The sequence below is a fragment of the Ralstonia sp. OTU4908 genome (genome assembly GCF_038440115.1).
In the GTDB taxonomy this organism is placed as follows: domain Bacteria; phylum Pseudomonadota; class Gammaproteobacteria; order Burkholderiales; family Burkholderiaceae; genus Ralstonia; species Ralstonia pickettii.
In genome coordinates this window covers 37,976-60,969 of record NZ_JASATD010000002.1, presented here as the reverse complement: position 1 = coordinate 60,969, position 22,994 = coordinate 37,976, and the positions used below count along the sequence as shown (strand labels likewise).

18 protein-coding genes and 1 tRNA gene are annotated in these 22,994 nt (G+C 63.4%); 14 read left to right on the top strand and 5 right to left on the bottom strand.

What is annotated here, in order from left to right:
* Positions 1-57 precede the first annotated feature (57 nt).
* From AAHM38_RS02120 to AAHM38_RS02110, 3 genes are all read left to right on the top strand, one after another.
* Positions 58-1,221 (top strand): ATP phosphoribosyltransferase regulatory subunit, encoded by a 1,164-nt coding sequence (locus tag AAHM38_RS02120; protein WP_116574860.1) that lies wholly within the window; start codon positions 58-60, stop codon positions 1,219-1,221.
* A gap of 95 nt (positions 1,222-1,316) precedes the next feature.
* Positions 1,317-2,657 carry an adenylosuccinate synthase gene (locus AAHM38_RS02115; protein WP_116574861.1) on the top strand — a complete coding sequence of 447 codons (1,341 nt, stop codon included), beginning with the start codon at positions 1,317-1,319 and terminating at the stop codon, positions 2,655-2,657.
* A 115-nt stretch (positions 2,658-2,772) separates the two neighbouring features.
* Entirely contained in the window at positions 2,773-3,345 is a 573-nt protein-coding gene (locus AAHM38_RS02110; protein WP_027677618.1) for a phosphoribosyltransferase, read from the top strand.
* 370 nt (positions 3,346-3,715) lie between these two features.
* Here the strand turns inward: AAHM38_RS02110 and AAHM38_RS02105 are convergent.
* Positions 3,716-3,800: transfer RNA gene (locus AAHM38_RS02105), tRNA-Leu, on the bottom strand.
* A 70-nt stretch (positions 3,801-3,870) separates the two neighbouring features.
* Between AAHM38_RS02105 and rnr the strand changes: the two genes are divergently transcribed.
* From rnr to AAHM38_RS02090, 3 genes are read left to right on the top strand one after another with little or no spacing between them, the layout of a single operon-like run.
* Positions 3,871-6,465 carry a ribonuclease R gene (rnr, locus tag AAHM38_RS02100; RefSeq protein ID WP_116574862.1) on the top strand — a complete coding sequence of 865 codons (2,595 nt, stop codon included), beginning with the start codon at positions 3,871-3,873 and terminating at the stop codon, positions 6,463-6,465.
* A 48-nt stretch (positions 6,466-6,513) separates the two neighbouring features.
* Positions 6,514-7,266 carry a 23S rRNA (guanosine(2251)-2'-O)-methyltransferase RlmB gene (gene rlmB / locus AAHM38_RS02095; RefSeq protein ID WP_009238393.1) on the top strand — a complete coding sequence of 251 codons (753 nt, stop codon included), beginning with the start codon at positions 6,514-6,516 and terminating at the stop codon, positions 7,264-7,266.
* On the top strand, positions 7,266-8,015 hold the full coding sequence (locus AAHM38_RS02090) for an SIR2 family NAD-dependent protein deacylase (RefSeq protein WP_116574863.1): 750 nt from the start codon (positions 7,266-7,268) through the stop codon (positions 8,013-8,015). Before rlmB ends, AAHM38_RS02090 begins: the two co-directional genes overlap by 1 nt.
* A gap of 15 nt (positions 8,016-8,030) precedes the next feature.
* Here AAHM38_RS02090 and tal read toward each other — a convergent pair whose 3' ends face one another.
* A complete protein-coding gene (gene tal / locus AAHM38_RS02085; protein WP_009238391.1) occupies positions 8,031-8,990 on the bottom strand; it encodes a transaldolase in 960 nt (319 codons plus the stop codon).
* A gap of 150 nt (positions 8,991-9,140) precedes the next feature.
* On the opposite strand from tal, the gene rpiA reads away from it, so the two are divergent.
* Complete coding sequence (gene rpiA, locus AAHM38_RS02080; protein WP_009238390.1) at positions 9,141-9,827, top strand: ribose-5-phosphate isomerase RpiA; 687 nt, start codon at positions 9,141-9,143, stop codon at positions 9,825-9,827.
* Between the two features lie 140 nt (positions 9,828-9,967).
* Here rpiA and AAHM38_RS02075 read toward each other — a convergent pair whose 3' ends face one another.
* Both AAHM38_RS02075 and argA read right to left on the bottom strand, forming a co-directional pair.
* Complete coding sequence (locus AAHM38_RS02075; RefSeq protein ID WP_004626344.1) at positions 9,968-10,243, bottom strand: oxidative damage protection protein; 276 nt, start codon at positions 10,241-10,243, stop codon at positions 9,968-9,970.
* A gap of 107 nt (positions 10,244-10,350) precedes the next feature.
* Positions 10,351-11,748: an amino-acid N-acetyltransferase gene (argA, locus tag AAHM38_RS02070; RefSeq protein WP_116574864.1), complete on the bottom strand. Its 1,398-nt coding sequence runs from the start codon at positions 11,746-11,748 to the stop codon at positions 10,351-10,353.
* Between the two features lie 71 nt (positions 11,749-11,819).
* Between argA and hrpA the strand changes: the two genes are divergently transcribed.
* The 6 genes from hrpA to AAHM38_RS02040 all read left to right on the top strand — a co-directional run bounded on the left by hrpA (position 11,820) and on the right by AAHM38_RS02040 (position 20,531).
* Positions 11,820-15,821, top strand: a complete 4,002-nt coding sequence (gene hrpA, locus AAHM38_RS02065; protein ID WP_116574865.1) for an ATP-dependent RNA helicase HrpA — start codon at positions 11,820-11,822, stop codon at positions 15,819-15,821.
* Positions 15,822-15,937: 116 nt separating this feature from the next.
* On the top strand, positions 15,938-16,933 hold the full coding sequence (locus AAHM38_RS02060) for a YVTN family beta-propeller repeat protein (protein WP_012761787.1): 996 nt from the start codon (positions 15,938-15,940) through the stop codon (positions 16,931-16,933).
* Between the two features lie 16 nt (positions 16,934-16,949).
* Positions 16,950-17,780, top strand: coding sequence for a polysaccharide deacetylase family protein (locus tag AAHM38_RS02055; RefSeq protein ID WP_012761788.1), 831 nt, complete (start codon positions 16,950-16,952; stop codon positions 17,778-17,780).
* A gap of 1 nt (position 17,781) precedes the next feature.
* Positions 17,782-18,756, top strand: a complete 975-nt coding sequence (locus tag AAHM38_RS02050; RefSeq protein ID WP_009238385.1) for a sterol desaturase family protein — start codon at positions 17,782-17,784, stop codon at positions 18,754-18,756.
* 77 nt (positions 18,757-18,833) lie between these two features.
* Positions 18,834-19,691 carry an EI24 domain-containing protein gene (locus tag AAHM38_RS02045; protein ID WP_009238384.1) on the top strand — a complete coding sequence of 286 codons (858 nt, stop codon included), beginning with the start codon at positions 18,834-18,836 and terminating at the stop codon, positions 19,689-19,691.
* Positions 19,692-19,712: 21 nt separating this feature from the next.
* Positions 19,713-20,531 carry a competence/damage-inducible protein A gene (locus AAHM38_RS02040; protein ID WP_012761789.1) on the top strand — a complete coding sequence of 273 codons (819 nt, stop codon included), beginning with the start codon at positions 19,713-19,715 and terminating at the stop codon, positions 20,529-20,531.
* Positions 20,532-20,547: 16 nt separating this feature from the next.
* On the opposite strand, the gene AAHM38_RS02035 is transcribed toward AAHM38_RS02040, so the two are convergent.
* Positions 20,548-21,024, bottom strand: a complete 477-nt coding sequence (locus AAHM38_RS02035; RefSeq protein ID WP_004626360.1) for a rhodanese-like domain-containing protein — start codon at positions 21,022-21,024, stop codon at positions 20,548-20,550.
* A gap of 473 nt (positions 21,025-21,497) precedes the next feature.
* Between AAHM38_RS02035 and AAHM38_RS02030 the strand changes: the two genes are divergently transcribed.
* Positions 21,498-22,913, top strand: coding sequence for a 3-hydroxylaminophenol mutase (locus tag AAHM38_RS02030; protein ID WP_004626362.1), 1,416 nt, complete (start codon positions 21,498-21,500; stop codon positions 22,911-22,913).
* Positions 22,914-22,994: the final 81 nt, after the last annotated feature.

The following is a 22,994-nucleotide window of genomic DNA, read 5'->3' as shown; positions in this document are numbered from 1 at the left end:
GCACTTCCTGCGTTTTTACCGAATTTCTGCCGTACCAGACTCCCGAGCGAGACCGCCATGCCGACCAATTGGCTGCTGCCTGAATCCATTGCTGATGTGCTGCCTTCCGAGGCGCGCAAGATCGAAGAGTTGCGCCGCTGCATGCTCGACCTGTTCCGCACTTACGGCTACGAACTCGTCATGCCGCCGATGCTGGAATACATCGAGTCGCTGCTCTCCGGCACTGGGCATGACCTCGATTTGAAGACGTTCAAGCTGGTCGACCAACTTTCCGGCCGCACCATCGGCCTGCGCGCCGACATCACACCGCAAGTCGCCCGCATCGATGCTCACTTGCTGAACCGCGCCGGCGTCACGCGCTTGTGCTACGCCGGTTCGGTATTGCACACGCGCCCGAGTGGATTTCACGTCACCCGTGAGCCGCTGCAGATCGGTGCTGAAATCTACGGCCACGCCGGGCTGGAAGCCGATCTGGAAATCCAGGAGCTGATGCTCGCCGCACTGTCGGCCGCGGGTCTGGCCGATGTGCGTCTGGATCTCTGTCACGTCGGCGTGGTGGCCGCGTTGCTGGAGCAATCGCCGATTGCCGCACGCATTCAGGACGATCTTTTCACGGCGCTGGCCGCCAAGGACGTGCCCGCCTTGCGTGCCATCACGGCTGATCTTCCGGCGGCTCAGCGCGACGCCATCAATCTGTTGCCGGCGCTGTACGGCGGCGTTGACGTGCTCGAGCTTGCGCGCAAGCAGTTGCCGGCGTTGCCTGCCATCGGCCGCGCGCTGAACGACTTGGCTACGCTGGCCGAGCGTGCAGGCGGAGCGACCGTCAACATCGATCTGGCCGATCTGCGCGGCTACCACTACCACAGCGGTGTGATGTTCGCTGCCTATGTGGCCGGTGTGCCGAATGCCGTGGCGCGCGGTGGCCGGTATGACAAGGTCGGCGAGGCGTTCGGCCGCGCCCGCCCGGCGACAGGCTTTTCACTGGACCTGCGCGAAGTGGCGGGTATCTCGCCGGTGGAGGCGCGCGCCGCCGCCATCCACGCGCCATGGTCGGGTGATGCCAAGCTGCGCGAGGCGATTGCCGCGTTGCGCGCTGCGGGCGAAATCGTGATCCAGTCGCTGCCGGGCCACCCGGAAGATCTGGAGGAATTCGCCTACGACCGGCAGCTCGTCGAAGAGGGCGGTCGCTGGATCGTCAAGCCCCGCAACGCTTCGATCTGAAGCTGCTGCATAACGTTGTGTAAATACCCCGCAATTTCAAGGAAGCCCCTGGCAACAAGGGTAGAATACGTTTTTAACCCATCTGCAAATTCAACATGTCCGCACCAGCAGTGAGCCAAGGACGCAATGTCGTCGTCATCGGCACCCAATGGGGTGACGAAGGTAAAGGGAAAATCGTCGATTGGCTGACCGATCATGCGCAAGGCGTGGTTCGTTTCCAGGGCGGACATAACGCAGGCCATACCCTCATCATCGGCGGCAAGAAGACGATCCTGCGTCTGATTCCGTCAGGCATCATGCGCGACGGCGTCGCGTGCTACATCGGCAACGGTGTTGTGCTGTCGCCCGAGGCATTGTTCAAGGAAATCGACGAGCTGGAATCGGCCGGCGTGCAGGTGCAGAACCGACTGCGCATTTCGGAAGCGACCAATCTGATCCTGCCGTACCACGTCGCCATCGACAAGGCGCGCGAAGCCAAGCGTGGCGCTGCTAAGATCGGCACCACCGGCCGCGGCATCGGCCCCGCGTACGAAGACAAGGTGGCCCGCCGCGCGCTGCGCGTGCAGGACCTCTTCGACCCGGCTTACTTTGCCGAGCGTCTGCGCGAAAACTTGGATTTCCACAATTTCGTTCTGACGCAGTACCTGAATCACCCGGCGCTGGATTTCCAGCAGACGCTCGACGAGATGCTGTCGTACGCAGTTCGCCTCGCCCCGATGGTGACGGACGTATCGGCCGAGCTGTTTGCCGCCAACGCTGCCGGCAAGAACCTGATGTTCGAAGGCGCGCAAGGCACGCTGCTCGATATCGACCACGGCACGTATCCGTTCGTCACGTCGAGCAACTGCGTCGCGGGTAATGCCGCCGCGGGTGCAGGCGTCGGCCCGGGCCAACTGCATTACATCCTCGGTATTACCAAGGCGTATTGCACGCGCGTGGGCTCTGGCCCGTTCCCGAGCGAGTTGTACGATGCGGATAACCCGGCGCGCCAGGATCCGATCGGCGTGCGTCTGGCCAATGTCGGCAAGGAATTCGGTTCGGTCACGGGCCGTCCGCGCCGCACGGGTTGGCTGGATGCCGCTGCGCTGCGTCGCGCGATCCAGATCAACGGTGTGTCTGGTCTGTGCATGACCAAGCTCGATGTGCTGGATGGACTGGAAACGCTCAAGCTGTGCGTGGGCTACATGCTCGACGGCAAGGAAATCGACATCCTGCCGCGCGGCTCCGATGCCGTGGCGCGTTGCCAGCCGATCTACGAAGAATTCCCGGGCTGGAATACCTCCACCTTCGGCCTGAAGGAATGGGACGCGCTGCCCGAAACCGCTCAGGCTTACCTGAAGCGTGTCGAAGAAGTGGCCGGTATTCCGATCGCCATGATCTCGACCGGTCCCGACCGCGACGAGACCATCCTGCTGCGTCATCCCTACAAGGACTGACGCGTTGCTCCCAGATTCGCCCGGTGCTTCGCCGGGCGAATTTGCATGGAGCGCCGTTTTCATAGAACACGATAGCGGCAACTCACGCCGCATTCACGATACGAAGAGGTACACCATGAACCAGCCGATCAACGACGACTCGCACCTGTGGGTGTCTTGGGATGACTACCATGGTCTGATCGAGCGTCTGGCGCTGATCGTGCACGAGTCGGGCTGGAAGTTCGACAAGATCCTGTGCCTGGCGCGCGGCGGCTTGCGTGTTGGCGATCAGCTTTCGCGCATCTACGACCTGCCGTTGGCCATCCTGGCAACCAGCAGCTATCGCGAAGCCGCCGGCACGCAGCAGGGCGATCTCGACATCGCGCAATACATCACGATGACGCGTGGCGAGCTGTCAGGCCGCGTGTTGCTGGTGGATGATCTGGTGGATTCGGGCGTCACGCTGGAGCGTGTCGGGCGTCACCTGAAGGAGCGCTATCCGGCCGTGACCGACGTGCGCACCGCTGTGCTGTGGCACAAGGCATGCTCGAAGATCAAACCGGATTACGCCGTGCAGTTTCTTGCGACCAATCCGTGGATCCATCAGCCGTTCGAGGAGTACGACACGCTGCGTCCCCACAACCTGGCGGCGTGGATCAAGCGCGGCAAGTCGCGTTCGGCCGGTAACGGCGAAGCATCGGCGGCTTAAGCGTTGGTCGATTGCGTCGAGTGTGAATGGAGTGGCGTGTGCGGCTTGCGTCGTGCGTGCCACTTCGGTAACCTGACGTCACGGGCCGCAACATTGGCCCGAAACCCGCGTACGGATTGGCTTTGCAGGGCATGCCAATACGAGCAGCGCGGTTGATCGAAGCGTGGTGCATCGATGTCGATGTGCCAGGCTTTGAACCCACCCAGCGTCTAGGGCAGGTGAGGCCGGTGATCCTGGCTCGGCCCTGGCGTGATAGCCAAGACACAATGCACGTCGTCCTTCGCGGAATGTCGCGTCAGCTACTGAATAACGATAATCCGGTCGCGGAAAAGAAAAACGGCGCAACTTGCGTTGCGCCGTTCCTAAACTCTGGTGCCCAGGAGAGGACTCGAACCTCCACGGAGTTACCCGCTAGTACCTGAAACTAGTGCGTCTACCAATTCCGCCACCTGGGCAGGTGTGCGTGTACCGAAGCTGTAATTATTACGGGATCCAGCGATCCTGTCAACACTCTAGAAGAAAAAATTGAATCAACCGACTTATCCGATCCCGAGCCGCGAGGAAATCCTCGGTGTGCTGCGCACGTCGGGGTCTCCGCTGTCTGCCACTGACATTGCCAAGGCGCTGTCGGTCACGCGCAAGGAGCATGACGGCTTTATCAAGCGTTTGACCGCCATGGAGCGGGATGGTCAGATCGAACTCAACCGCAAGGGGCGCTACGAGCTTGCGCACCAGCCCAACTTCATCGAAGGCCGCGTCATTGGCCACCGCGATGGCTTCGGCTTTTTCGTCCGCGATGACGGCGAGCCCGATATCTTCCTGCCCGAGCGAGAGATGCAGAAGGCCATGCACGGCGACCGCGCCCTGGTGCGCGCCGTCGGCTACGATCGCCGCGGGCGCTCGGAGGGGCAGATCGTCGAGATCCTGCAGCGGGCCAACAAGCGCGTTATCGGCCGGTTGCTCTCGGAAAGCGGCACGCTGGTCGTGGCGCCCGAAGACAAGCGTCTGGGCCGCGACATCCTGATCGCGCCGAAGGGGCAGGGCAAGGCCAAGGTTGGCCAAGTGGTGAGCGTTGAGATCCTGGAATATCCGGACCGCTACGTGCAACCGATTGGCCGCGTGGTGGAGGTGCTGGGTGAGATTGACGACCCCGGCATGGAGATCGAAATCGCCGTGCGCAAGTACGGCGTGCCGCACGAGTTTTCCGAGCCGACACAGCGAGAAGCTGAGGCGCTGCCCGACGTCGTTCGCGATGCCGATTTGGCGGGGCGCATCGACTTGCGCGACGTACCGTTGGTCACCATCGACGGCGAAGACGCGCGCGACTTCGATGACGCCGTCTACGCCGAGCCCGTCAAGATCGGCCGCACCAAGGGCTGGCGCCTGATCGTGGCGATTGCCGATGTGTCGCACTACGTGCGCCCGGGGCATCCCCTCGATGCAGACGCCATTGATCGAGCGACTTCGGTCTATTTTCCGCGCCGCGTGATCCCGATGCTGCCGGAGAAGCTCTCCAACGGTTTGTGCTCGTTGAACCCAGAAGTGGACCGCCTGTGCATGGTCTGCGATGCGGTGATCACGGCCAAGGGCGAGATCAAGGCCTATCAGTTCTACCCAGCGGTGATGCACTCGAAGGCGCGTCTGACCTACAACGAGGTCTGGGCGATCCTGTCCAATGTGAAGGGCCCGGAGGCTGCCAAGCGCGCGCTGCTGGTGCCGCATCTGCAGGACCTGTACGAGCTGTATCAGACGCTGCTCAAGGCGCGCCGCGAGCGTGGCGCGATCGACTTCGACACCACCGAGACGTACATCGTCTGCAACGCGCAGGGCAAGATCGAGCAGATCCTGCCGCGCACCCGCAACGATGCACACAGGCTGATCGAAGAGTGCATGCTGACGGCCAATGTCTGCGCGGCCGAGATGCTGGAGAAGTACAAGCACCCGGCGCTGTACCGCGTCCATGCAGGTCCGACTGAGGAAAAGCTGCAGGCGCTGCGCGCCTTCCTGAAAACCAGCGGCTTGACGCTGGGCGGTGGCGACAAGCCGCAGGCCGCCGATTACGCCGAACTGATGGAAAAGGTGGCCGCCCGTCCTGATGCACCGATGCTGCAGACCATGTTGCTGCGCTCGATGCAGCAGGCGGTCTACAGCCCGGACAACATCGGTCACTTTGGCCTGGCGTATCCGGCGTATGCGCACTTCACGAGCCCGATCCGCCGCTACCCCGATTTGCTGGTGCATCGCTCCATCAAGGCGATTCTGCATCGCACGCGTTATGTGCCGGCGCTGGCACCGGGCGTGCAGTTGAACAGCGCGCTATCGCCCAAGGCGCGTCGTCTGCAGGCTGAAGCCGAGAAAGGCGTGCCGGCGGCGGTTGTCAACAAGGCGAAGGTCGAAGCGATCTGGCATGAGCTAGGCGTGCATTGCTCGGCCAACGAGCGTCGCGCGGACGAAGCCTCGCGCGACGTCGAGGCCTGGCTCAAGTGCTATTTCATGCGCGACAAGCTCGGCAACGAGTTCTCGGGCACCGTCAGCGCGGTTACGTCGTTCGGGATCTTCGTGCAACTCGACGAGCTGTACGTGGAAGGTCTGGTACACGTGACCGAGCTGGGCAGCGATTACTTCCAATACGACGAAGCGCGCAACGAGCTGCGCGGAGAGCGTACGGGCATCCGTTATCGCCTGACCGACCGCGTGCGCGTGCAGTTGCTGCGCGTCGATCTGGATGCCCGGAAGATGGATTTCCGCCTGATCCAGGAGCCGTCGACCAAGGCGCTGCGCCCGGCCAAGGTGACGGGCGCGCCCGAAGCCTCGGTGGCGCGTCAGCCTGCCGGGGCGACGCCGGCGCCGCCGGTTGGCCGCAAGAAGCCGCGCCAGTTGGCCGCATTGTTGGGCGGTACGGCCAAGCCGGAGGAGTCGTTCGACGAGACGCTCGATCGCGTCATCGAAGAGCAGCCGGTGTTCGAGCCGGGTAGCCGTGCACTGCCCCCGGGCCATGCCCACGCAAAGCCTGCGCGCAAGAAGCAGACGGCGCGTGGTACCAAGCCCAAGGGTGGCGCCAAGACCGCTGCGCCGCGCAAGGTGGCAGGCAAGGCCCCGCGCAAGACGAAGGGGCGTTAAAGCGGTTAAAGCGGCCGAGGAGCGAGGGCGGACGGGTACAATCGCGCCATGTCTAAATCCAAGCTCCTCATCGGCTTTCATGCCGTCACCGCCCGACTGCGCCACGGCGCCAAGTCGATCGACGAAATCTACTTCGAGGCCAACCGCCGCGACCGCCGCATGCAGGATTTCCTGAAAGCGGCGGAAGCAGCGGGCGTGCGCCTCATCCCCGCCGACGCTGACCGGCTGCGCGGCATTGCCGGTACCGACCGCCACCAGGGCGTGGTTGCCAAGGCAGAGTCGCTGTCGTTGGCGCTCAATCTTGATGAACTGCTCGACGGCATCGAAGGCACGCCGCTGCTGCTGGTGCTCGACGGTGTGACGGACCCGCACAACCTCGGCGCTTGCCTGCGCGTGGCCGATGCTGCCGGCGCGCATGCCGTGATCGCGCCGAAGGACCGCAGCGTTGGGATCAACACGACGGTCGCCAAGGTCGCCAGCGGCGCGGCTGAAACCGTCCCGTATATCACCGTGACCAACCTGGCGCGCACGCTGCGTGAATTGCAGGAGCGCGGCGTGTGGGTGATCGGCACGGCTGACGAGGCCGAACAGGATCTCTACCAGGCAGACTTCAAGGGCCCCACCGCCATCGTGATGGGCGCCGAAGGCGAAGGCATGCGCCGCCTCACGCGTGAAACGTGCGACGCGCTGGTCAGCATTCCGATGGCGGGAAGCGTGGAAAGCCTGAACGTATCGGTGGCCAGTGGCGTGTGTCTGTTTGAAGCGGTACGCCAACGCGCGGCGGCACCTGCCAAGAAGTAATGGGCATCGAACCCACAGCCGTATCCGATGCGGCTGCATTGGCGCAGGCCCGCGCCTGGGTCGAGGCAGCACAGCACGTCATGGTGCTCACGGGCGCTGGTGTCTCGGCCGAATCCGGTGTTCCTACGTTTCGTGATGCCCTGACCGGCTTGTGGGCGCGCTTCAACCCGGAAGACATGGCGACCGAGGCAGCGTATCGCAAGCATCCGCGCATGGTGTGGGACTGGTATCAGGAGCGCCGTGAGCGTGTGCTGCAGGTGCAGCCCAATCCGGCCCATCTTGCGATAGCCGCGCTCGCCAAGCGCAAGACGGTGACGCTCGTCACGCAGAACGTCGATGGTTTGCATCAGCGCGCCGGCAGCGAAGGGGTGATCGAGTTGCACGGCAACCTGTTTGCGGACAAGTGGCTGGGTGGCTGCGGCAAATGCGATATCGCCACCGCCGAGCCGGGACGCCCACCGCGTTGTGCGACATGTGGCGCGATGCTGCGCCCAGGCGTGGTGTGGTTTGGCGAGCAACTGCCGCTGGTCGCGAACTACCGTGCTGAAGAGGCAGCTAACACGTGTGACGTATGCCTCGTTGTTGGCACATCCGGCATGGTATATCCGGCCGCTGGCTTGCCGGGGCTGGCGAAGGACCATGGCGCCAAGGTGATCGTCGTGAATCCGGAGCCAAGCGCCCTGGATGCAACGGCGGACCTCGTGATCCACCAGCCGGCGGGCGTGTGCCTGCCCGCCATGCTGGGATAAGACCCGGCTTTCTTCTTACGCCGCTGCGCGCAGCGGCTCAATCAACGCTTCCAACTTGATCGCGTCCGCTGCAAACAGGCGGATGCCTTCGGCCAGCTTTTCGGTGGCCATGGCGTCCGCGTTCATGTGCCAGCGGAACGATTTCTCGTCAGCCGGCAGGCGCACGATATTGGCCGCGTTGGCGTTGTCCGGAGACAGCTTGCGCTCGACCGGCGCGTCGGACTGCTGCAGTTGGGCGAGCAGATCCGGGCTGATGGTCAGGAGGTCGCAGCCGGCCAGTTCGACGATCTGCGAGATATTGCGGAAGCTCGCGCCCATCACTTCGGTCGGGTAGTCGAACTTCTTGTAGTAGTTGTAGATGCGCAGGACGGACTGCACGCCGGGGTCGTTCGGGCCGCCTTGCGCGACCGGGTCCCAGTTGGCGCCGGCATCCTTTTTGTACCAGTCGTAGATGCGGCCGACGAAGGGCGAGATGAGCTGCACGCCCGCTTCCGCGCACGCCACCGCTTGGGCCAGCGAGAACAGCAGCGTCATGTTGCAGCGGATGCCTTCGGCACGGAGCTGATCCGCCGCGCGGATGCCTTCCCACGTCGACGCAATCTTGATCAGCACGCGCTCGCGCGCCACGCCTCGCGCTTCGTACAGCGCAATCAAATGCTTGGCCTTGGCCACTGTCGCCTCGGTGTCGAACGACAGGCGCGCATCAACCTCGGTCGACACGCGGCCCGGGATGATCGACAGGATTTCGCAGCCGAACGCCACGAGGACGGCATCGATGATGTCCTCGACGCTGTCGCTACGGGCGTCACGCACGGCTTGTTCCAGCAGCGGGCGGTATTCGGCTTTCTGCACGGCCTTGAGGATCAGCGACGGATTGGTCGTTGCATCGTGCGGCGCGTAGGCACGCATTGCCTGGAAGTCGCCCGTGTCGGCGACGACGGTGGTGAACTGCTTGAGTTGATCGAGCTGAGTCATGAAGCGAGTCCGAAGTACGTTCCTGCGTTGCGCTGGAGGTGGAGGAATGAATCGATTGTACTCCGCGGGTTTGGCTCCACCAGCCGGCTGAGGGTCATCGCATTGATCCGGTACACTACCGGGTTTCCCGATCCCGACCGAGTTTTTGCGATGACGCAGGATGAACTGAAGGCGCTGGTGGCACAAGCCGCCGCAGACTACGTATTGGCCAACGTGCCCGAGGGCGCTGTGCTGGGTGTCGGCACCGGCTCGACGGCCAACCTGTTCATCGACGCGATGGCGCCGCACAAGGCACGCTTCGCCGGCGCGGTGTCCAGCTCCGAGGCTTCGACACGCCGCCTGCAGGGCCACGGCTTTACGGTGCTCGATCTGAATGAGGTCGATGCTATTCCCGTGTACGTGGATGGCGCTGACGAGATCGACGCCTCCGGAGCCATGATCAAGGGCGGCGGCGGTGCGCTCACGCGTGAAAAGATTGTTGCCTCGGTGGCCAAGGTGTTCGTTTGCATCGCTGACGGCAGCAAGCTCGTTGAGACGATGGGTGCCTTCCCGCTGCCGGTGGAAGTGGTGCCCATGGCACGTGCGGCCGTGGCGCGCCAACTGGCTGCGCTGGGCGGTCAGCCGCGCCTGCGCATGACCAAGGAAGGCCAGATCTACAAGACCGATAACGGCAACGTGATCATCGATGTGGTGGGCCTGCGCATTGCCGATCCGAAGGGCCTGGAATCGGTGGTCAACGAGATTCCGGGCGTGGTGACGGTCGGCCTGTTTGCCAAGCGCGGCGCCAATGTGCTGCTGCTGGGGACCGAAGCGGGCGTGCAGCGTCGCGATTTCTGATCGCTGTTTGCGCATTGTCGAAAAGCTGCTCATGCAAATGGGCAGTTTTTTTTGCGCCCGTTGCGGCACGTTCAATGGCGTTCCCCAAACAAAAAGCCGTTCAGTCTGCGCTGAACGGCTTTGTTGTTGATGGCGGCAGATCAGGCCGAGGGCGGCGGCACGTAGCCGGCGGCTTCATCTGCACCATCGCCAAAAAAGTACTTCTCGGTCTGTTTGAGCAAGTACTGGCGTGCGCGCGAATCGGCCATGTTCAGGCGGTTTTCGTTGATCAGCATGGTCTGATGCTTGAGCCAGCCGGCCCAGGCTTCTTTCGAGACGCTTTGCCAGAGTTTCTTACCCAGTTCGCCGGGCAGGGGCGGGAAGTCGAGGCCTTCGGCTTCCTTGTTGAGCTTGACGCAGTGGACCATGCGGGCCATGGGGATTCCTCTTGTGTGGCGGAAGCGCCGCTCGAGCGCGACGCAGGTGCCGCTATTGTAAAGGCCGCGCGCCGCCGGGCTTGGATTCCACGACGCGCGCCAAGGGTTTAGAGCTTCTTCATCAGCACCATCGAGCGGCGCTGCCAGTTGTAAAGCTTGCGGCGGTCTTCCGGCAGATCGTCCACGCTGGCACGCACAAAGCCGCGCTTGAGGAACCAATGCTCCGTGCGCGTAGTGAGAACGAAGAGGCGCTTGAGGCCCAGCGCACGGGCACGCACTTCGGTGTGCTTGAGCAGACGTTCGCCGTCGCCGGTGCCCTGGCTGTCCGGGGAGACGATCAGGCAAGCCATTTCGGCCATGCCATCCTTGGGGTACGGATACAGTGCAACGCAGCCAAAGATGATGCCGTCGTGCTCGATGACCGAAAAGTTGGCGATGTCGCGCTCCAGCAGCCGGCGTTCGCGCGGCACCAATGTGCCGTCCGCCTCGAGGGGCTCGATGAGCGAGACGATGCCGCCCACGTCGTCCAGGGTGGCTTCGCGTAGGTATTCCAGGTCAGTGTGCGAGACCATGGTGCCCACACCATCGTGCAGGAACAGCTCCAGCAGGATGCTGCCGTCCAGCGCGAACGGGATGACGTGCGCCCGGCGCACGCCGCCGCGCATCGCCTTGACGATGTGCTGCAGGTAATAGGCGGTGTCGTGCGACAGGCTGCCGTCTCGCAGGCGCTCGATGGCCGTTTCCATCGACAGGTCCTGCTGCAGCTTGCCCACGCGGTCCATGATCCCCGGCAGCTCGGTGATGAAGATGAGCTTGTCGGCCTTGAGCGCCGTGGCGGTGTTGGCAGCTACGTCTTCCATCGACAGGTTGAACGCCTGGCCCGTTGGCGAAAAGCCCAGCGGCGAGAGCAGCACGATCTTGCGATTGGACAGGGAATGCTGGATCGACTCCGCATCGATCTTGCGCACCAGCCCCGTGTGCTGGAAATCCACGCCATTGACGATGCCCACCGGCCGCGCCGTCACGAAGTTGCCGGACACGACCGACATGCGCGCGCCGGCCATCGGTGTATTCGGCAGGCCCTGGCTGAAGGCAGCTTCGATATCCAGGCGCAGTTCGCCCGAGGCTTCCTTGGCGGATTCCAGTGCGGCGGCGTCCGTCACGCGTACGCCGTCGACGAACTGAGTTTGCACACTGCGCAGGGCGAGCTGTTCTTCCACCTGTGGGCGCGAACCATGCACCAGCACGATGCGCATGCCCATGGCATGCAGCAACGCGACGTCGTTGACCAGCGCGCCCAGCATGTCGGCCTTGACCAATTCGCCGCCAAAACCGATCACGAACGTCTTGTCGCGGAAAGAGTGGATGTACGGTGCCACCTCGCGCAGCCAGTCCACGAACTGCTGCTGTTCGGGCGTGGGCGGAATCGGGGCGACGTCGACGGGGGCGGGCGTATGCGCCGCCAGCGAAACGCCGGAGGCGGGGACGGGAGAACGAGCGGTCACGGGCGGAGGAGGAAAAGCGGCACGGGGCGCGGGCCGACATAGGAAAGATGCGCGGATTATAATCCCGCCCGATGTCAGATTCCCACGCCCAGCCGCCCCGGCCACGCCCGGCGGCGCCCTCCCAGAAATCGCCGAAAGACACGCCGCCGCCCGAGCGCAAGCCCGGCGGCAATGCGCGTCCGCAGCGCCGCCAAAAGCCCACGCCGGAAGAACTCGCCGCAGCGCTGGAGGCACGCCGCGCGCGTGCCAACCGTGTCCCGCCGATCACGTTTCCCGAAGCGCTGCCCGTGTCAGCCAGGCGCGACGAAATCGCCGAGGCCATCGCCGGCAACCAGGTGGTGATCGTCTCGGGCGAAACCGGCTCGGGCAAAACCACCCAGTTGCCGAAGATCTGCTTGTCGATCGGGCGAGGCATTGGCGCGGGCGGTACCGGGCTGATCGGCCATACGCAGCCGCGCCGGATTGCAGCGACGTCTACGGCCAAGCGCATCGCGCAGGAAATCGGCACGCCGGTGGGCGAGCACGTGGGCTTCCAGGTGCGCTTTAACGACACGCTGTCGGCGGGGGCGTCGGTCAAGCTGATGACCGACGGCATCTTACTGGCCGAGACGCAGAACGATCCGCTGCTGCGCGCCTACGACACGATCATCATCGACGAGGCGCACGAACGTAGCCTCAACATCGACTTCCTGATCGGCTATCTCAAGCAGCTCTTGCCGCGCCGGCCCGACCTGAAGGTGATCATCACCTCGGCGACCATCGACGCGCAGCGGTTTGCCGAGCACTTTGCTGGCCCGAAGGGGCCGGCGCCCGTCATTGAAGTCAGCGGCCGGTTGTATCCGGTCGAGGTGCGCTACCGCCCGATCCAGCGCGACGAGAAGGACAAGGAGCGCGATCTTTACGAGGCGCTCGTCGATGCGGTGGACGAACTCGCCCGCGAAGGCCCTGGCGACGTGCTCATCTTCCTGCCGGGCGAGCGCGAGATTCGCGAGGCGGCCGAGGCGCTGCGCAAGCACCATCCGGCGCATACCGAAATCCTGCCGCTGTTTGCGCGCCTGTCTGTGCAGGAGCAGGAACGTGTGTTCCGGCCGTCCAACGCCCGCCGCATCGTGCTGGCGACCAACGTGGCTGAGACCTCGCTGACGGTGCCGGGCATTCGCTACGTGGTCGATACGGGGCTGGCGCGCGTGAAGCGCTATTCGTATCGCAACAAGGTCGAGCAATTGCAGATTGAGCCAGTGTCGCAGGCCGCAGCCAACCAGCGCGCCGGCCGTTGCGGCCGGGTGGCCGATGGCGTCTGCATCCGCTTGTATGAAGAAGCGGATTTCATTGCACGGCCGCGTTTTACCGATCCGGAAATCCTGCGTTCGTCGCTCGCCGCCGTCATCCTGCGCATGAAGGCGCTGCGATTGACAGACGTTGAGCAGTTTCCCTTCATCGAGCCGCCGCTAGGCCGTGCAATTGCCGACGGCTACCAGCTCCTGCAAGAACTCGGGGCGGTCGACGACGAAAACGCGCTGACCCCGCTGGGCAGGCAGGTGGCCCGGCTGCCGCTGGACCCGCGGGTGGCGCGGATGATCCTGGCAGGCCGCGACCACCAATGTCTGCGCGAGATGCTGATCATCGCGAGCGCCTTGTCCGTTCAGGACCCGCGCGAGCGCCCGCAGGAACTGCAACAGCAGGCCGATCAGGCGCACCGGCAGTTCGCCGACGAAAAATCGGAATTCCTCGGCTGGGTGAAGCTGTGGAAGTGGTTTGAAGAGGCCATCGCGCACAAGAAATCGAACAAACAATTGCAGGACCAGTGCCGCTCGCACTTCCTGTCGCATGTGCGGTTGCGCGAATGGCGCGACGTGCATTCGCAGTTGCATACCACGGTGGCGGAGCAGGGCTGGAAGCTCAACGAATCCGATCCGACGTATGAGCAGTTACACCTGGCGTTGCTGACGGGCTTGCTCGGCAACATCGGAGTGCGCATCGAGGAGGCAGACGGAAAAGGCCGCGAATACCTCGGCGCGCGCGGCATCAAGTTCTTCCTGTGGCCGGGTTCGGTCATCGCGCGCAAGGCCGGCAAGTGGGTCGTGGCAGGCGAGTTGGTCGAGACCAGCCGCCTGTTCGGCCGCACGCTGGCGCGCATCGAGCCGGAATGGGTGGAAAAGGTCGGCGTGCACCTGTTGAAGGTGTCGTGGAGCGATCCGCATTGGGAAAAGAAGGCCGGCCAGGTGATGGCCTTCGAGCGGGGCACGCTGTACGGGCTGCCGATCTATCAACAGCGCCGTGTGCACTTCGGGCCGATGCAGCCGAAGGAGGCGCGCGAGATGTTCATCCGCCGCGCGCTGGTCGATGGCGAGTTCGAAACGCGCCTGCCGTTCTTCACGCACAACCAGCGCCTGGTGCGCGAGATCGAAAACCTCGAACACAAGTCACGCCGACAAGACGTGCTGGTGGACGACGAACTGATCTACGCGTTCTACGACAGCCAGATCCCAGCGGACATTTACAACACCGTGTCGTTTGAGCGCTGGTATGCCGAGGCCGCCAGCGCGGGCGGCAAAAGCGGCCAGAAGCTGCTGTACCTGAATCGCGATGACCTCATGCGGCATGAGGCGGCCGGCATCACGACCGACCTGTTCCCGAAGGTGCTGCCGATTGCCGGCATCGACATGGGCCTGACGTATCACTTCGAGCCCGGCAGCCCCCGCGATGGCGTGACGCTCACCGTGCCGCTGTATGCGCTCAACCAGGTGCCCGCGCAGCGCACTGAATGGCTGGTGCCGGGCATGCTCAAGGAGAAGGTGCATCTGTTGCTGAAGAGTCTGCCGCAGAAGCTGCGCCGCCATTGCGTGCCGTTGCCAGACTATGCCGCCGGATTCGTGTCGCGCGTGCGGTTGGGCGATGGCGACCTGCTCGACTGCTTGATTGCCGACGTGCGCGAGCAGACTGGCATCGCCCTCAAGCGCGCCGACTTCAAGCTCGAGACGCTGCCCGCGCATCATTTCATGAACTTCAAGGTGATCGACGAGCACGGTCGCCAGCTAGACATGGGGCGCAATCTGGCCCAGTTGCGGGCGGAACTCGGCGGCCGCGCGCAGCAGACGTTCCAGTCGATCGCGGCACAGGATGCTGCCGTGGCCGGTGCCCAGAACGACGGCGCCAAGCCGGGAAAGGCAGGTAAGAGCGGCAAATCGGAAGCGCCGGCCAACGCCGCGCTGTACTCGGGCCTGACGACCTGGAACTTCGGCGAGTTGCCGGAACTGCTGGAAGTCCGCAAGGGCAACCAGACGCTGTTCGGCTACCCGGCACTTGTCGATGCCGGTGACCACTGCGATGTGGAGGTCTTCGATGATCCGTCGGAAGCCACCCGCATCCATCGCCTGGGCTTGCGACGGCTGTTTGCGATCCAGCTGCGCGAACCGTTGAAATACCTGGAAAAGAACATCCCAGGCTTGTCGCAGATGGCCATCCAGTTCATGAACCTCGGCACGCAGGACGATCTGCGCGACCAGATTCTGGATGCCACGCTGGAGCGCGCCTGCCTGCAAGACCCGCTGCCCACCGATGACGCCAGTTTCGGCGCGCGCAAGGACGAAAGCCGCGCGCGCCTGACGTTGCTGGCGCAGGAAATCGCACGGCTGGTCGGCGCCATCCTGGCCGAATACGCGCAACTGCCGCGCAAGCTGCAGATCGCCAAGCCGTTTGCTGCGGCCACCGCCGATATCGACGCGCAGCTCAAGACGCTGATGCACAAGCGCTTTATCGAGGCAACGCCGTATGCGCAGTTGACGCACTTCCCGCGCTACCTGAAGGGCATCGCGCTGCGCATCGACAAGCTCAAGGCGGACCCGGCGCGCGACACGCAGCGCATGCAAGAGATGGCGCCGCTCATCCAGCAATATCAACGTGCGGAAAAGGCGCTGCGCGTGCAAGGTCAGGGCGGCAATGACCCGCGCATGGAGGAATTCCGCTGGATGCTCGAGGAGTTGCGCATCGCGCTGTTTGCACAGGAACTGCGCACGCCGGTGCCGATGTCGGTCAAACGGCTGCAGAAGGTGTGGGAATCGATGCAGCGATAGCTGTCGATGCGTTGTCAGGCGCTGCGAAAGTTCCCGCTTTCTTTTTTTGATTTGTGTCAGCGATGGGCTAAACGCCAGCGTTAGAATGGCTGGCTAAGTTGCTGAATCTTCTCGTTATGTCTTCCTCGCGCGCCTCGTTTGCCCCCCGTTGGTTCTCCACGCTGGTCCTGTCGGCCGCTGCACTCCTGGCAGCGCATGCGGCGCGTGCCGAAGTCGTCACCGTGCTCAATTCGGGCGACGCAAGCGTCTCTTTGATCGACAAGGACACCCGCAAGGTGCTCGAGACGTTCCCGATCGGCAAAGAGCCGCATCACCTGATCGCCACGCCCGACGAAAAGTCGTTGATCGTCGCGAACGCCGTCGGCAACGATCTGGTGTTCCTCGACCCTGTCACGGGCAAGATCCAGCAGCGCGTGCCGCACATTGACGATCCGTATCAGATTGGCTTTTCGCCTGACCAGAAGTGGTTTCTGACCACGGGCAACCGTCTAGACCGCATCGATATTTATCGCTGGGACGGCCACGCCCTGACCATCGCCAAACAGATTCCGGCGGCCAAGACGCCCAGCCACATTGCGTTTACCGCCGACAGCAAGATCGCGTTCGTCACCGTGCAGGATTCCAACGAGGTGATGGCCATCGACCTGCCCACGCAGAACGTGATGTGGCGCATGACGATTGGTTCCGCGCCGGCCGGCGTGTGGGTGACGACTGACCAGAAATACCTGTTGGTGGGCATGACCGGCGCCGATTACGTCGAAGTGATCGACTGGCACACCCGCACCAGCGTCAAGCGCATCCCGACCGGCAAGGGCGCGCACAACTTCCGTGCGCTGGGCGACAAGCGCCACCTGTTCCTGTCGAACCGCGTGTCGGGCACGATCAGCATCATCGATCAGCAAACGCTGACCAAGGTGGGCGACATCACCGGCCTCCCGCCTGGCCCTGACGATATGGAATTGACCGCCGACGGCAAGCAGCTGTGGGTGACCTGCCGCTGGGCCAAGCGCGTGGCGATTGTCGACGTGGCAAGCCGCAAGGTGGTGGAAGAGATCAAGGTTGGGCGCTCGCCGCACGGTATTTACTTCCGCACGCGCGCTCCGCTGATTTGAGCGTCAAGAGACGACGATGAAATCCCGCCTGTCGATGTTGCGCGCTGCAGCTGCCACGGCTGCGCTGGTGCTGTGCGCATTGGCCACGGCTGCGCCCGGTGGTGTGAATGCCGGCGCGTGCAAAGGCACCGTCTACCTGACGTTCGATACCGGCAGCATGAGCCAGGCGCAGTTGATTGCCGATACGCTGCGTCGCCATCGTATCCACGCCACGTTCTTCCTCGCCAACGAAAAGACCATCCACGGCGACAGCACGCTGGATGACGGTTGGGCTCCGTATTGGAAATCGCTTGCTGCCGACGGCCACGCCTTCGGTACGCACACCTTCGATCACGTCTACTACAAGGGCGAGGCGGGTGCGGGCAAGGTCCGCTTCCGGCCGCAGTTTGGCGAGCAGGGCAGCCGCAATGTCGTGTGGGGCGAGCCTGAATTCTGCGCGGAGCTCAAACACAGCGCCGAGCGGTTCAAAGCCATGACCGGTCAGCCGATGGACCCGCTGTGGCGGGCGCCGGGAGGTCACCTGTCGGCGACGACCGAGGCCTGGGCCAAGCAATGCGGGTTTGCGCATGTGGCTTGGGCGCCCGCCGGTTTCCTGGGCGACGAGTTGCCGTCAGACCGTTATCCGAACGACGCCTTGCTGCAGAAGGCACTGTCCAACCTGCGCGATGGCGACATCACCATGGCGCATCTGGGCATTTGGTCGCGCAAGGATCCGTGGGCGCCAGCCGACTTGGAACCGCTGATCGCCGGTCTGGAACGCAAGGGTTTCTGCTTCGCCACGCTGCGCGATCATCCGCAGTACCAGGCATGGTTTGCCGCCCACCCGGCACACACAGCGGCACGCTGACATGTTCGACTGGATCGCCGACACCTTCACCCAAGCGCAGGATGTGCTCTTCCAGCACGTCGTGATGCCGATCACCTATGCCGTCGGCCTGGGTGGTTACGTCGAAGATGCCTACCCCGGCACGGAATGGCTGCTGATGGGGTTGGTGCAGATCGCGGTGCTGCTGCTGATCTTCCGTCCGCTGGAGCGCTGGCGTCCGGTGGAGCCGCTGCAAGACCGCAAGGCCGTGCGTGCCGACATCTTCTACACGCTCTTTCACCGGCTCGGTTTCTTCCCGTTGCTGATGTTTTTCACGCTGCAGCCGCTGATCGACGACCTCGACGGCAAGCTGCGCTTTTGGGGCTGGGCGCATCTGAACGTGGAGGACTGGTGGCCGGGCGTTACGTCCGTCGCCGCCGTCAGCTTTCTGATCTATCTAGTGTTGTTCGACCTGCTCGACTACTGGTATCACCGCCTGTCACACAAGTTTCACTGGTGGTGGAACCTGCATTCGTTGCATCACAGTCAGCAGCAGATGACGCTGTGGTCGGATGACCGCAACCACATACTCGACGATGTATTGCGTGGTGCGGTGTTTGCCATCGCGGCGCTGGTCATCGGGGTTGAGCCTTCGCAGTACGTGCTGCTGGTCGCCATTTCACAGTTGCTGCAGAGTCTTCAGCATGCCAACGTGCGGCTGCATTTCGGCTGGCTCGGCGACCGGCTGCTGATCTCGCCCCGCTTTCATCGGCTGCATCACGCCATCGGGCTGGGGCACGAGGTGCCCGGCAAGCCTGGTGTGCTGGGCGGATGCAATTTTGGCGTGCTGTTCCCATGGTGGGACATGCTGTTCGGCACCGCCATCTTCTCGCCGGAGTACCACGCCACCGGTATCCGCGATCAGCTTCCCGCGCCCCACGGGCACTCGCGCGACTACGGGCGCGGCGTGCTGCGTCAGCAGTGGCTCGGCGTTAAGCGCCTGTTCGGTCGCGCCTAAGGCCTTCGCGGGGCGGCGCCTGCGTAATTTCTGCGCGCTGTGCTAGGCTGTCCGCTCCCGGATTTTCCGACTTCTGCATGAACGACCTGATTCGCTCATTTGGCCGCGCGCTGCTTTCGCAACTGCATCCGCGCATGCTGTTCCTGACTGTCATGCCGTTTGTCGTGGCTGTCGTTGTTTGGGGCGGCGTGCTGTATTTTGGCTGGGATGCCATGAACGGCATGGCCCGTAACGCCGTGGAAGGCTGGGCTTTCATGGGCTGGATCAAGAGCGGCCTGAACGCCATTGGCATGGCGGGGCTGTGGTCGGCCATCGCGCCGCTGCTCGTCATCACCTTGCTCGTTCCGGTGATCGTTGTGTCGATTCTTGTGCTGGTCAGCGTTGCGTCGGTGCCGGTGGTCATGCGTTTTCTTGATCGGAGCTATCCGCAGCTCGAACGTCGCAAGGGCGGCTCGTTGCTGGGCAGCCTGACGCATGCGCTGCTGTGCACGCTGGTGGTCATTCTCGTGGCCATCGTCACGCTGCCGTTGTGGCTGATCCCGCCATTCTTCGCGCTGATCCCGCCGCTGCTATGGGGTTGGCTTACATACCGCTTGATGACGTACGACGCGCTCGCTGACCACGCTACCGCTGAAGAGCGCCGCGCGATCATGCAGCGCTATCGGCTGCCGCTCCTTGGCATTGGCGTGGCCGTTGGCATGCTGGGCTCGGCGCCGACGCTGCTGTGGGTATCGTCGGTGGTGACGATTGTGCTGTTTCCGATCATCGCCATCGCGGTCATCTGGCTGTATGTGCTGATATTCATCTTCTCGGCGCTGTGGTTCGGCCATTTCTGCTTGCGTGCGCTGACGCGTCTGCGAGCCGAAGCGCCGCCTGCGCGCATGGTCGAGGCCAGCGTGATAGAAGTTACGACCATCGAACTGCCTCGCGAATAATCAGAAACCATCGGAACTGACATGGCTTTCGGCATGATCATCATCGGCGACGAGATTCTCTCTGGCCGCCGCGAAGACAAACACCTGCGCAAGCTGATCGAAGTGCTTGGCGAGCGCGGCCTGACATTGGAGTGGGCCGAGTACGTCGGGGACCAGCCCGCGCGCATTACGAACGTACTCAAGCGTACGTTCGCCAGCGATGACGTGGTGTTCTGCACCGGCGGCATCGGCGCCACGCCCGATGACCACACGCGCCAATGCGCGGCCGCTGCGCTGGGCGTACCGTTGGAGCTGCATCCGGAAGCGCGCGAGCAGATCACGCTGCGCATCATCGAGTCGGCCAACGGCGACCCGGTCAAGGCGGACGTCTCAACGCCCGAAAACCAGCACCGCTTCAAGATGGGCGAGTTTCCGCAGGGCGCGCGCATCATCCCCAACAGCTATAACCGCATCCCCGGGTTCTCGGTGGCGCATCACCATTTCATGCCGGGTTTTCCGGTGATGGCATGGCCGATGATGGAATGGGTGCTCGACACCTATTACGCCGATCAATTCCACCGCGCGCCGCGCGAGGAGCGCTCGTTCCTGGTGTTTGGCCTGCCGGAGTCGCGGCTTACACCGCTGATGGAGCGCATCGAAGCGGAGTTCGATGGCGTGAAGGTCTTCAGTCTGCCCAGCGTGGGGGATGCAGCGCGCGGTGAGCGCTATGCCCGCTCGCACATCGACCTGGGCGTCAAGGGCTCACCGGAAGCCGTGGCGCGCGCCTATGCGATGCTGCGAGAGGGCGCGCTGGCGCTGGGTGGTGAGATTTTCGAGGCGGACGCCAGCGCGGCGTCCTGACGCTCACCGGCGCGCCTCAGGCACCGTGCCAGGGCAGGCCTCGGAAACACCAGCCCTCCACGGTCTTGCGATGGCCTTCGGTGTCTTTTGCACCCTCAAAACCTTCCAGCACATCCATGGCTGCCGCGTAACCGGCCTGTGCGGCGGCCGTTGCTGCATGCTTGGAGCGCGCTGCGCTGCGGCACAGGAACAGCACTGGCGCATCTTTCGGCACGGCAGCCTCGAGCGCGCTCAGGAAGTTGGCGTTGCGCGCGCCGCCCGGATACTGATTCCACTCCACATGGACAAACTGGCCCGGCGAAATGTCGGGCGTGCCAACCCAGTCGAGTTCAGCGCGCGTGCGCACGTCCACCAGGCGCGCCTGCGGGTCGGCGGCCAACAACGCGGCAGCCTCTTGCGGCGACAGCGCGCCGAAGTACGGCAGCTGGTCTGCCTCACGGCGGGCGGCGGCAGCCTCTAGCAGGGACTCGCGGGTCAGCGTGGTGGCAGTCATGGTGATCAGGGGCGGGTGAAAGAGGAAGCCATCATTTTAGCGCCGCCGTCACATAGCGCGGGCGAAAATCCCCGCGATGGTGCGTGCACGACCCGCTTGCACAAAAGAGGTGCTGATTGCAGTTTCATGCACCGTTTATGTGCGTTGGCTCTGCTGCTTGAACAGCTTCAGCCCTATCAGCGGGAATTCGGCGGGAGGCGGTTCGGCCGGATTGCAGGGCTTGCGCACCGTGTCAGGCATGGGCTGGCGCAGTGCTGCACTGTTTGCGGGAGTGCTTGCCTGTTGTTGGGCCGGAATTGGCATAGTTTCTGCTAAGATTCCCGCGGTCTTTTTCAGGGGCGTCCGTCCGTGTCGGACGACCTTGCTGGAAAGAAGATGTTTCGGAGTGAGGGCGGGTTGCGGCCGATTGCGCAGCGATCCGTCACACAACCGGCTCACAATACTTTGCGTTATTGCGCTACCAGGAGAATGGCATGTCCCAAAGCATTGCAGACGTGATGAAGCTCGTGAAGGAAAACGACGTCAAGTTCGTCGATTTCCGCTTCACCGATACCAAGGGTAAGGAGCAGCACGTCTCGGTCCCCGTTTCGCATTTCGACGAAGACAAGTTCGAAAGCGGTCACGCATTCGACGGCTCGTCGATCGCCGGCTGGAAAGGCATCGAAGCGTCGGACATGCTGCTGGTGCCGGATGCAAACACCGCGCACATCGACCCGTTCTACGAAGAGCCGACCCTGGTCCTGACCTGCGACGTGGTCGAGCCGTCGGACGGCAAGGGCTACGACCGCGACCCGCGCTCGATCGCCAAGCGCGCTGAAGCCTACCTGAAGAGCACCGGCCTGGGCGACACCGCCTACTTTGGTCCGGAACCCGAATTCTTCATCTTCGACGGCGTGACCTGGAACATCGACATGCAGGGTTGCTTCGTGAAGATCAATTCCGAAGAAGCTCCGTGGTCGTCGGGCAAGGAGTTCGAACACGGCAACTCGGGCCACCGTCCGGGCAAGAAGGGCGGCTACTTCCCGGTTGCCCCGATCGACACGTTCCAAGACATGCGCTCGGAAATGTGCCTGATCCTGGAATCGCTGGGTATTCCCGTTGAAGTGCACCACCACGAAGTGGCAGGCCAAGGCCAGAACGAAATCGGCACGAAGTTCAGCACGCTGGTGCAACGCGCCGACTGGACCCAGCTGCAAAAGTACGTGATCCAGAACGTCGCGCACACCTATGGCAAGACGGCGACGTTCATGCCGAAGCCGGTCGTGGGCGACAACGGTTCGGGCATGCACGTTCACCAGTCGGTGTGGAAGGACGGCCAGAACCTGTTCGCAGGCAACGGCTACGCTGGTCTGTCGGAGTTCGCGCTGTACTACATCGGCGGCATCATCAAGCACGCCCGCGCGCTGAATGCCCTCACCAACCCGGGTACGAACTCGTACAAGCGTCTGGTGCCGGGCTTCGAGGCTCCGGTCAAGCTGGCTTACTCGGCACGTAACCGTTCGGCCTCGATCCGCATTCCGTACGTTGCGAACCCGAAGGGCCGTCGTATCGAGACCCGCTTCCCGGATCCGCTGATGAACCCGTACCTGGGCTTCTCGGCGCTGCTGATGGCCGGTCTGGATGGCGTGCAGAACAAGATCCACCCGGGCGAAGCTGCCGACAAGAACCTGTACGACCTGCCGCCGGAAGAAGACGCAAAGATCCCGACCGTGTGCTCGAGCCTGGATCAGGCCCTCGAGTACCTGGACAAGGACCGCGAATTCCTGACCCGCGGTGGGGTGTTCTCCAACGCCATGCTCGACGCCTACATCGAGCTGAAGATGGAAGAAGTCACGCGCTTCCGCATGACGACGCACCCGCTCGAGTTCGAGATGTACTACTCGCTGTAATGTGCGAGCGTCCCGGGCAATGTGTCGGGGCGAAGAGACGGTTGTGAGAGGGGGGGCGGCGCAGGTCGCCCTTCCTTTTTG

Bases quoted from the DNA above. Each gene is read 5' to 3' on its own strand.
- tal (WP_009238391.1), bottom strand. From the start codon at position 8,990: ATGACTCAGCTCGATCAACTCAAGCAGTTCACCACCGTCGTCGCCGAC.
- AAHM38_RS02035 (WP_004626360.1), bottom strand. From the start codon at position 21,024: ATGACTGCCACCACGCTGACCCGCGAGTCCCTGCTAGAGGCTGCCGCC.
- AAHM38_RS02055 (WP_012761788.1), top strand. From the start codon at position 16,950: ATGAAATCCCGCCTGTCGATGTTGCGCGCTGCAGCTGCCACGGCTGCG.
- AAHM38_RS02075 (WP_004626344.1), bottom strand. From the start codon at position 10,243: ATGGCCCGCATGGTCCACTGCGTCAAGCTCAACAAGGAAGCCGAAGGC.
- AAHM38_RS02050 (WP_009238385.1), top strand. From the start codon at position 17,782: ATGTTCGACTGGATCGCCGACACCTTCACCCAAGCGCAGGATGTGCTC.
- AAHM38_RS02120 (WP_116574860.1), top strand. From the start codon at position 58: ATGCCGACCAATTGGCTGCTGCCTGAATCCATTGCTGATGTGCTGCCT.
- AAHM38_RS02090 (WP_116574863.1), top strand. From the start codon at position 7,266: ATGGGCATCGAACCCACAGCCGTATCCGATGCGGCTGCATTGGCGCAG.
- AAHM38_RS02040 (WP_012761789.1), top strand. From the start codon at position 19,713: ATGGCTTTCGGCATGATCATCATCGGCGACGAGATTCTCTCTGGCCGC.
- AAHM38_RS02045 (WP_009238384.1), top strand. From the start codon at position 18,834: ATGAACGACCTGATTCGCTCATTTGGCCGCGCGCTGCTTTCGCAACTG.
- AAHM38_RS02115 (WP_116574861.1), top strand. From the start codon at position 1,317: ATGTCCGCACCAGCAGTGAGCCAAGGACGCAATGTCGTCGTCATCGGC.
- AAHM38_RS02110 (WP_027677618.1), top strand. From the start codon at position 2,773: ATGAACCAGCCGATCAACGACGACTCGCACCTGTGGGTGTCTTGGGAT.
- AAHM38_RS02060 (WP_012761787.1), top strand. From the start codon at position 15,938: ATGTCTTCCTCGCGCGCCTCGTTTGCCCCCCGTTGGTTCTCCACGCTG.
- rpiA (WP_009238390.1), top strand. From the start codon at position 9,141: ATGACGCAGGATGAACTGAAGGCGCTGGTGGCACAAGCCGCCGCAGAC.
- hrpA (WP_116574865.1), top strand. From the start codon at position 11,820: ATGTCAGATTCCCACGCCCAGCCGCCCCGGCCACGCCCGGCGGCGCCC.
- AAHM38_RS02030 (WP_004626362.1), top strand. From the start codon at position 21,498: ATGTCCCAAAGCATTGCAGACGTGATGAAGCTCGTGAAGGAAAACGAC.
- rlmB (WP_009238393.1), top strand. From the start codon at position 6,514: ATGTCTAAATCCAAGCTCCTCATCGGCTTTCATGCCGTCACCGCCCGA.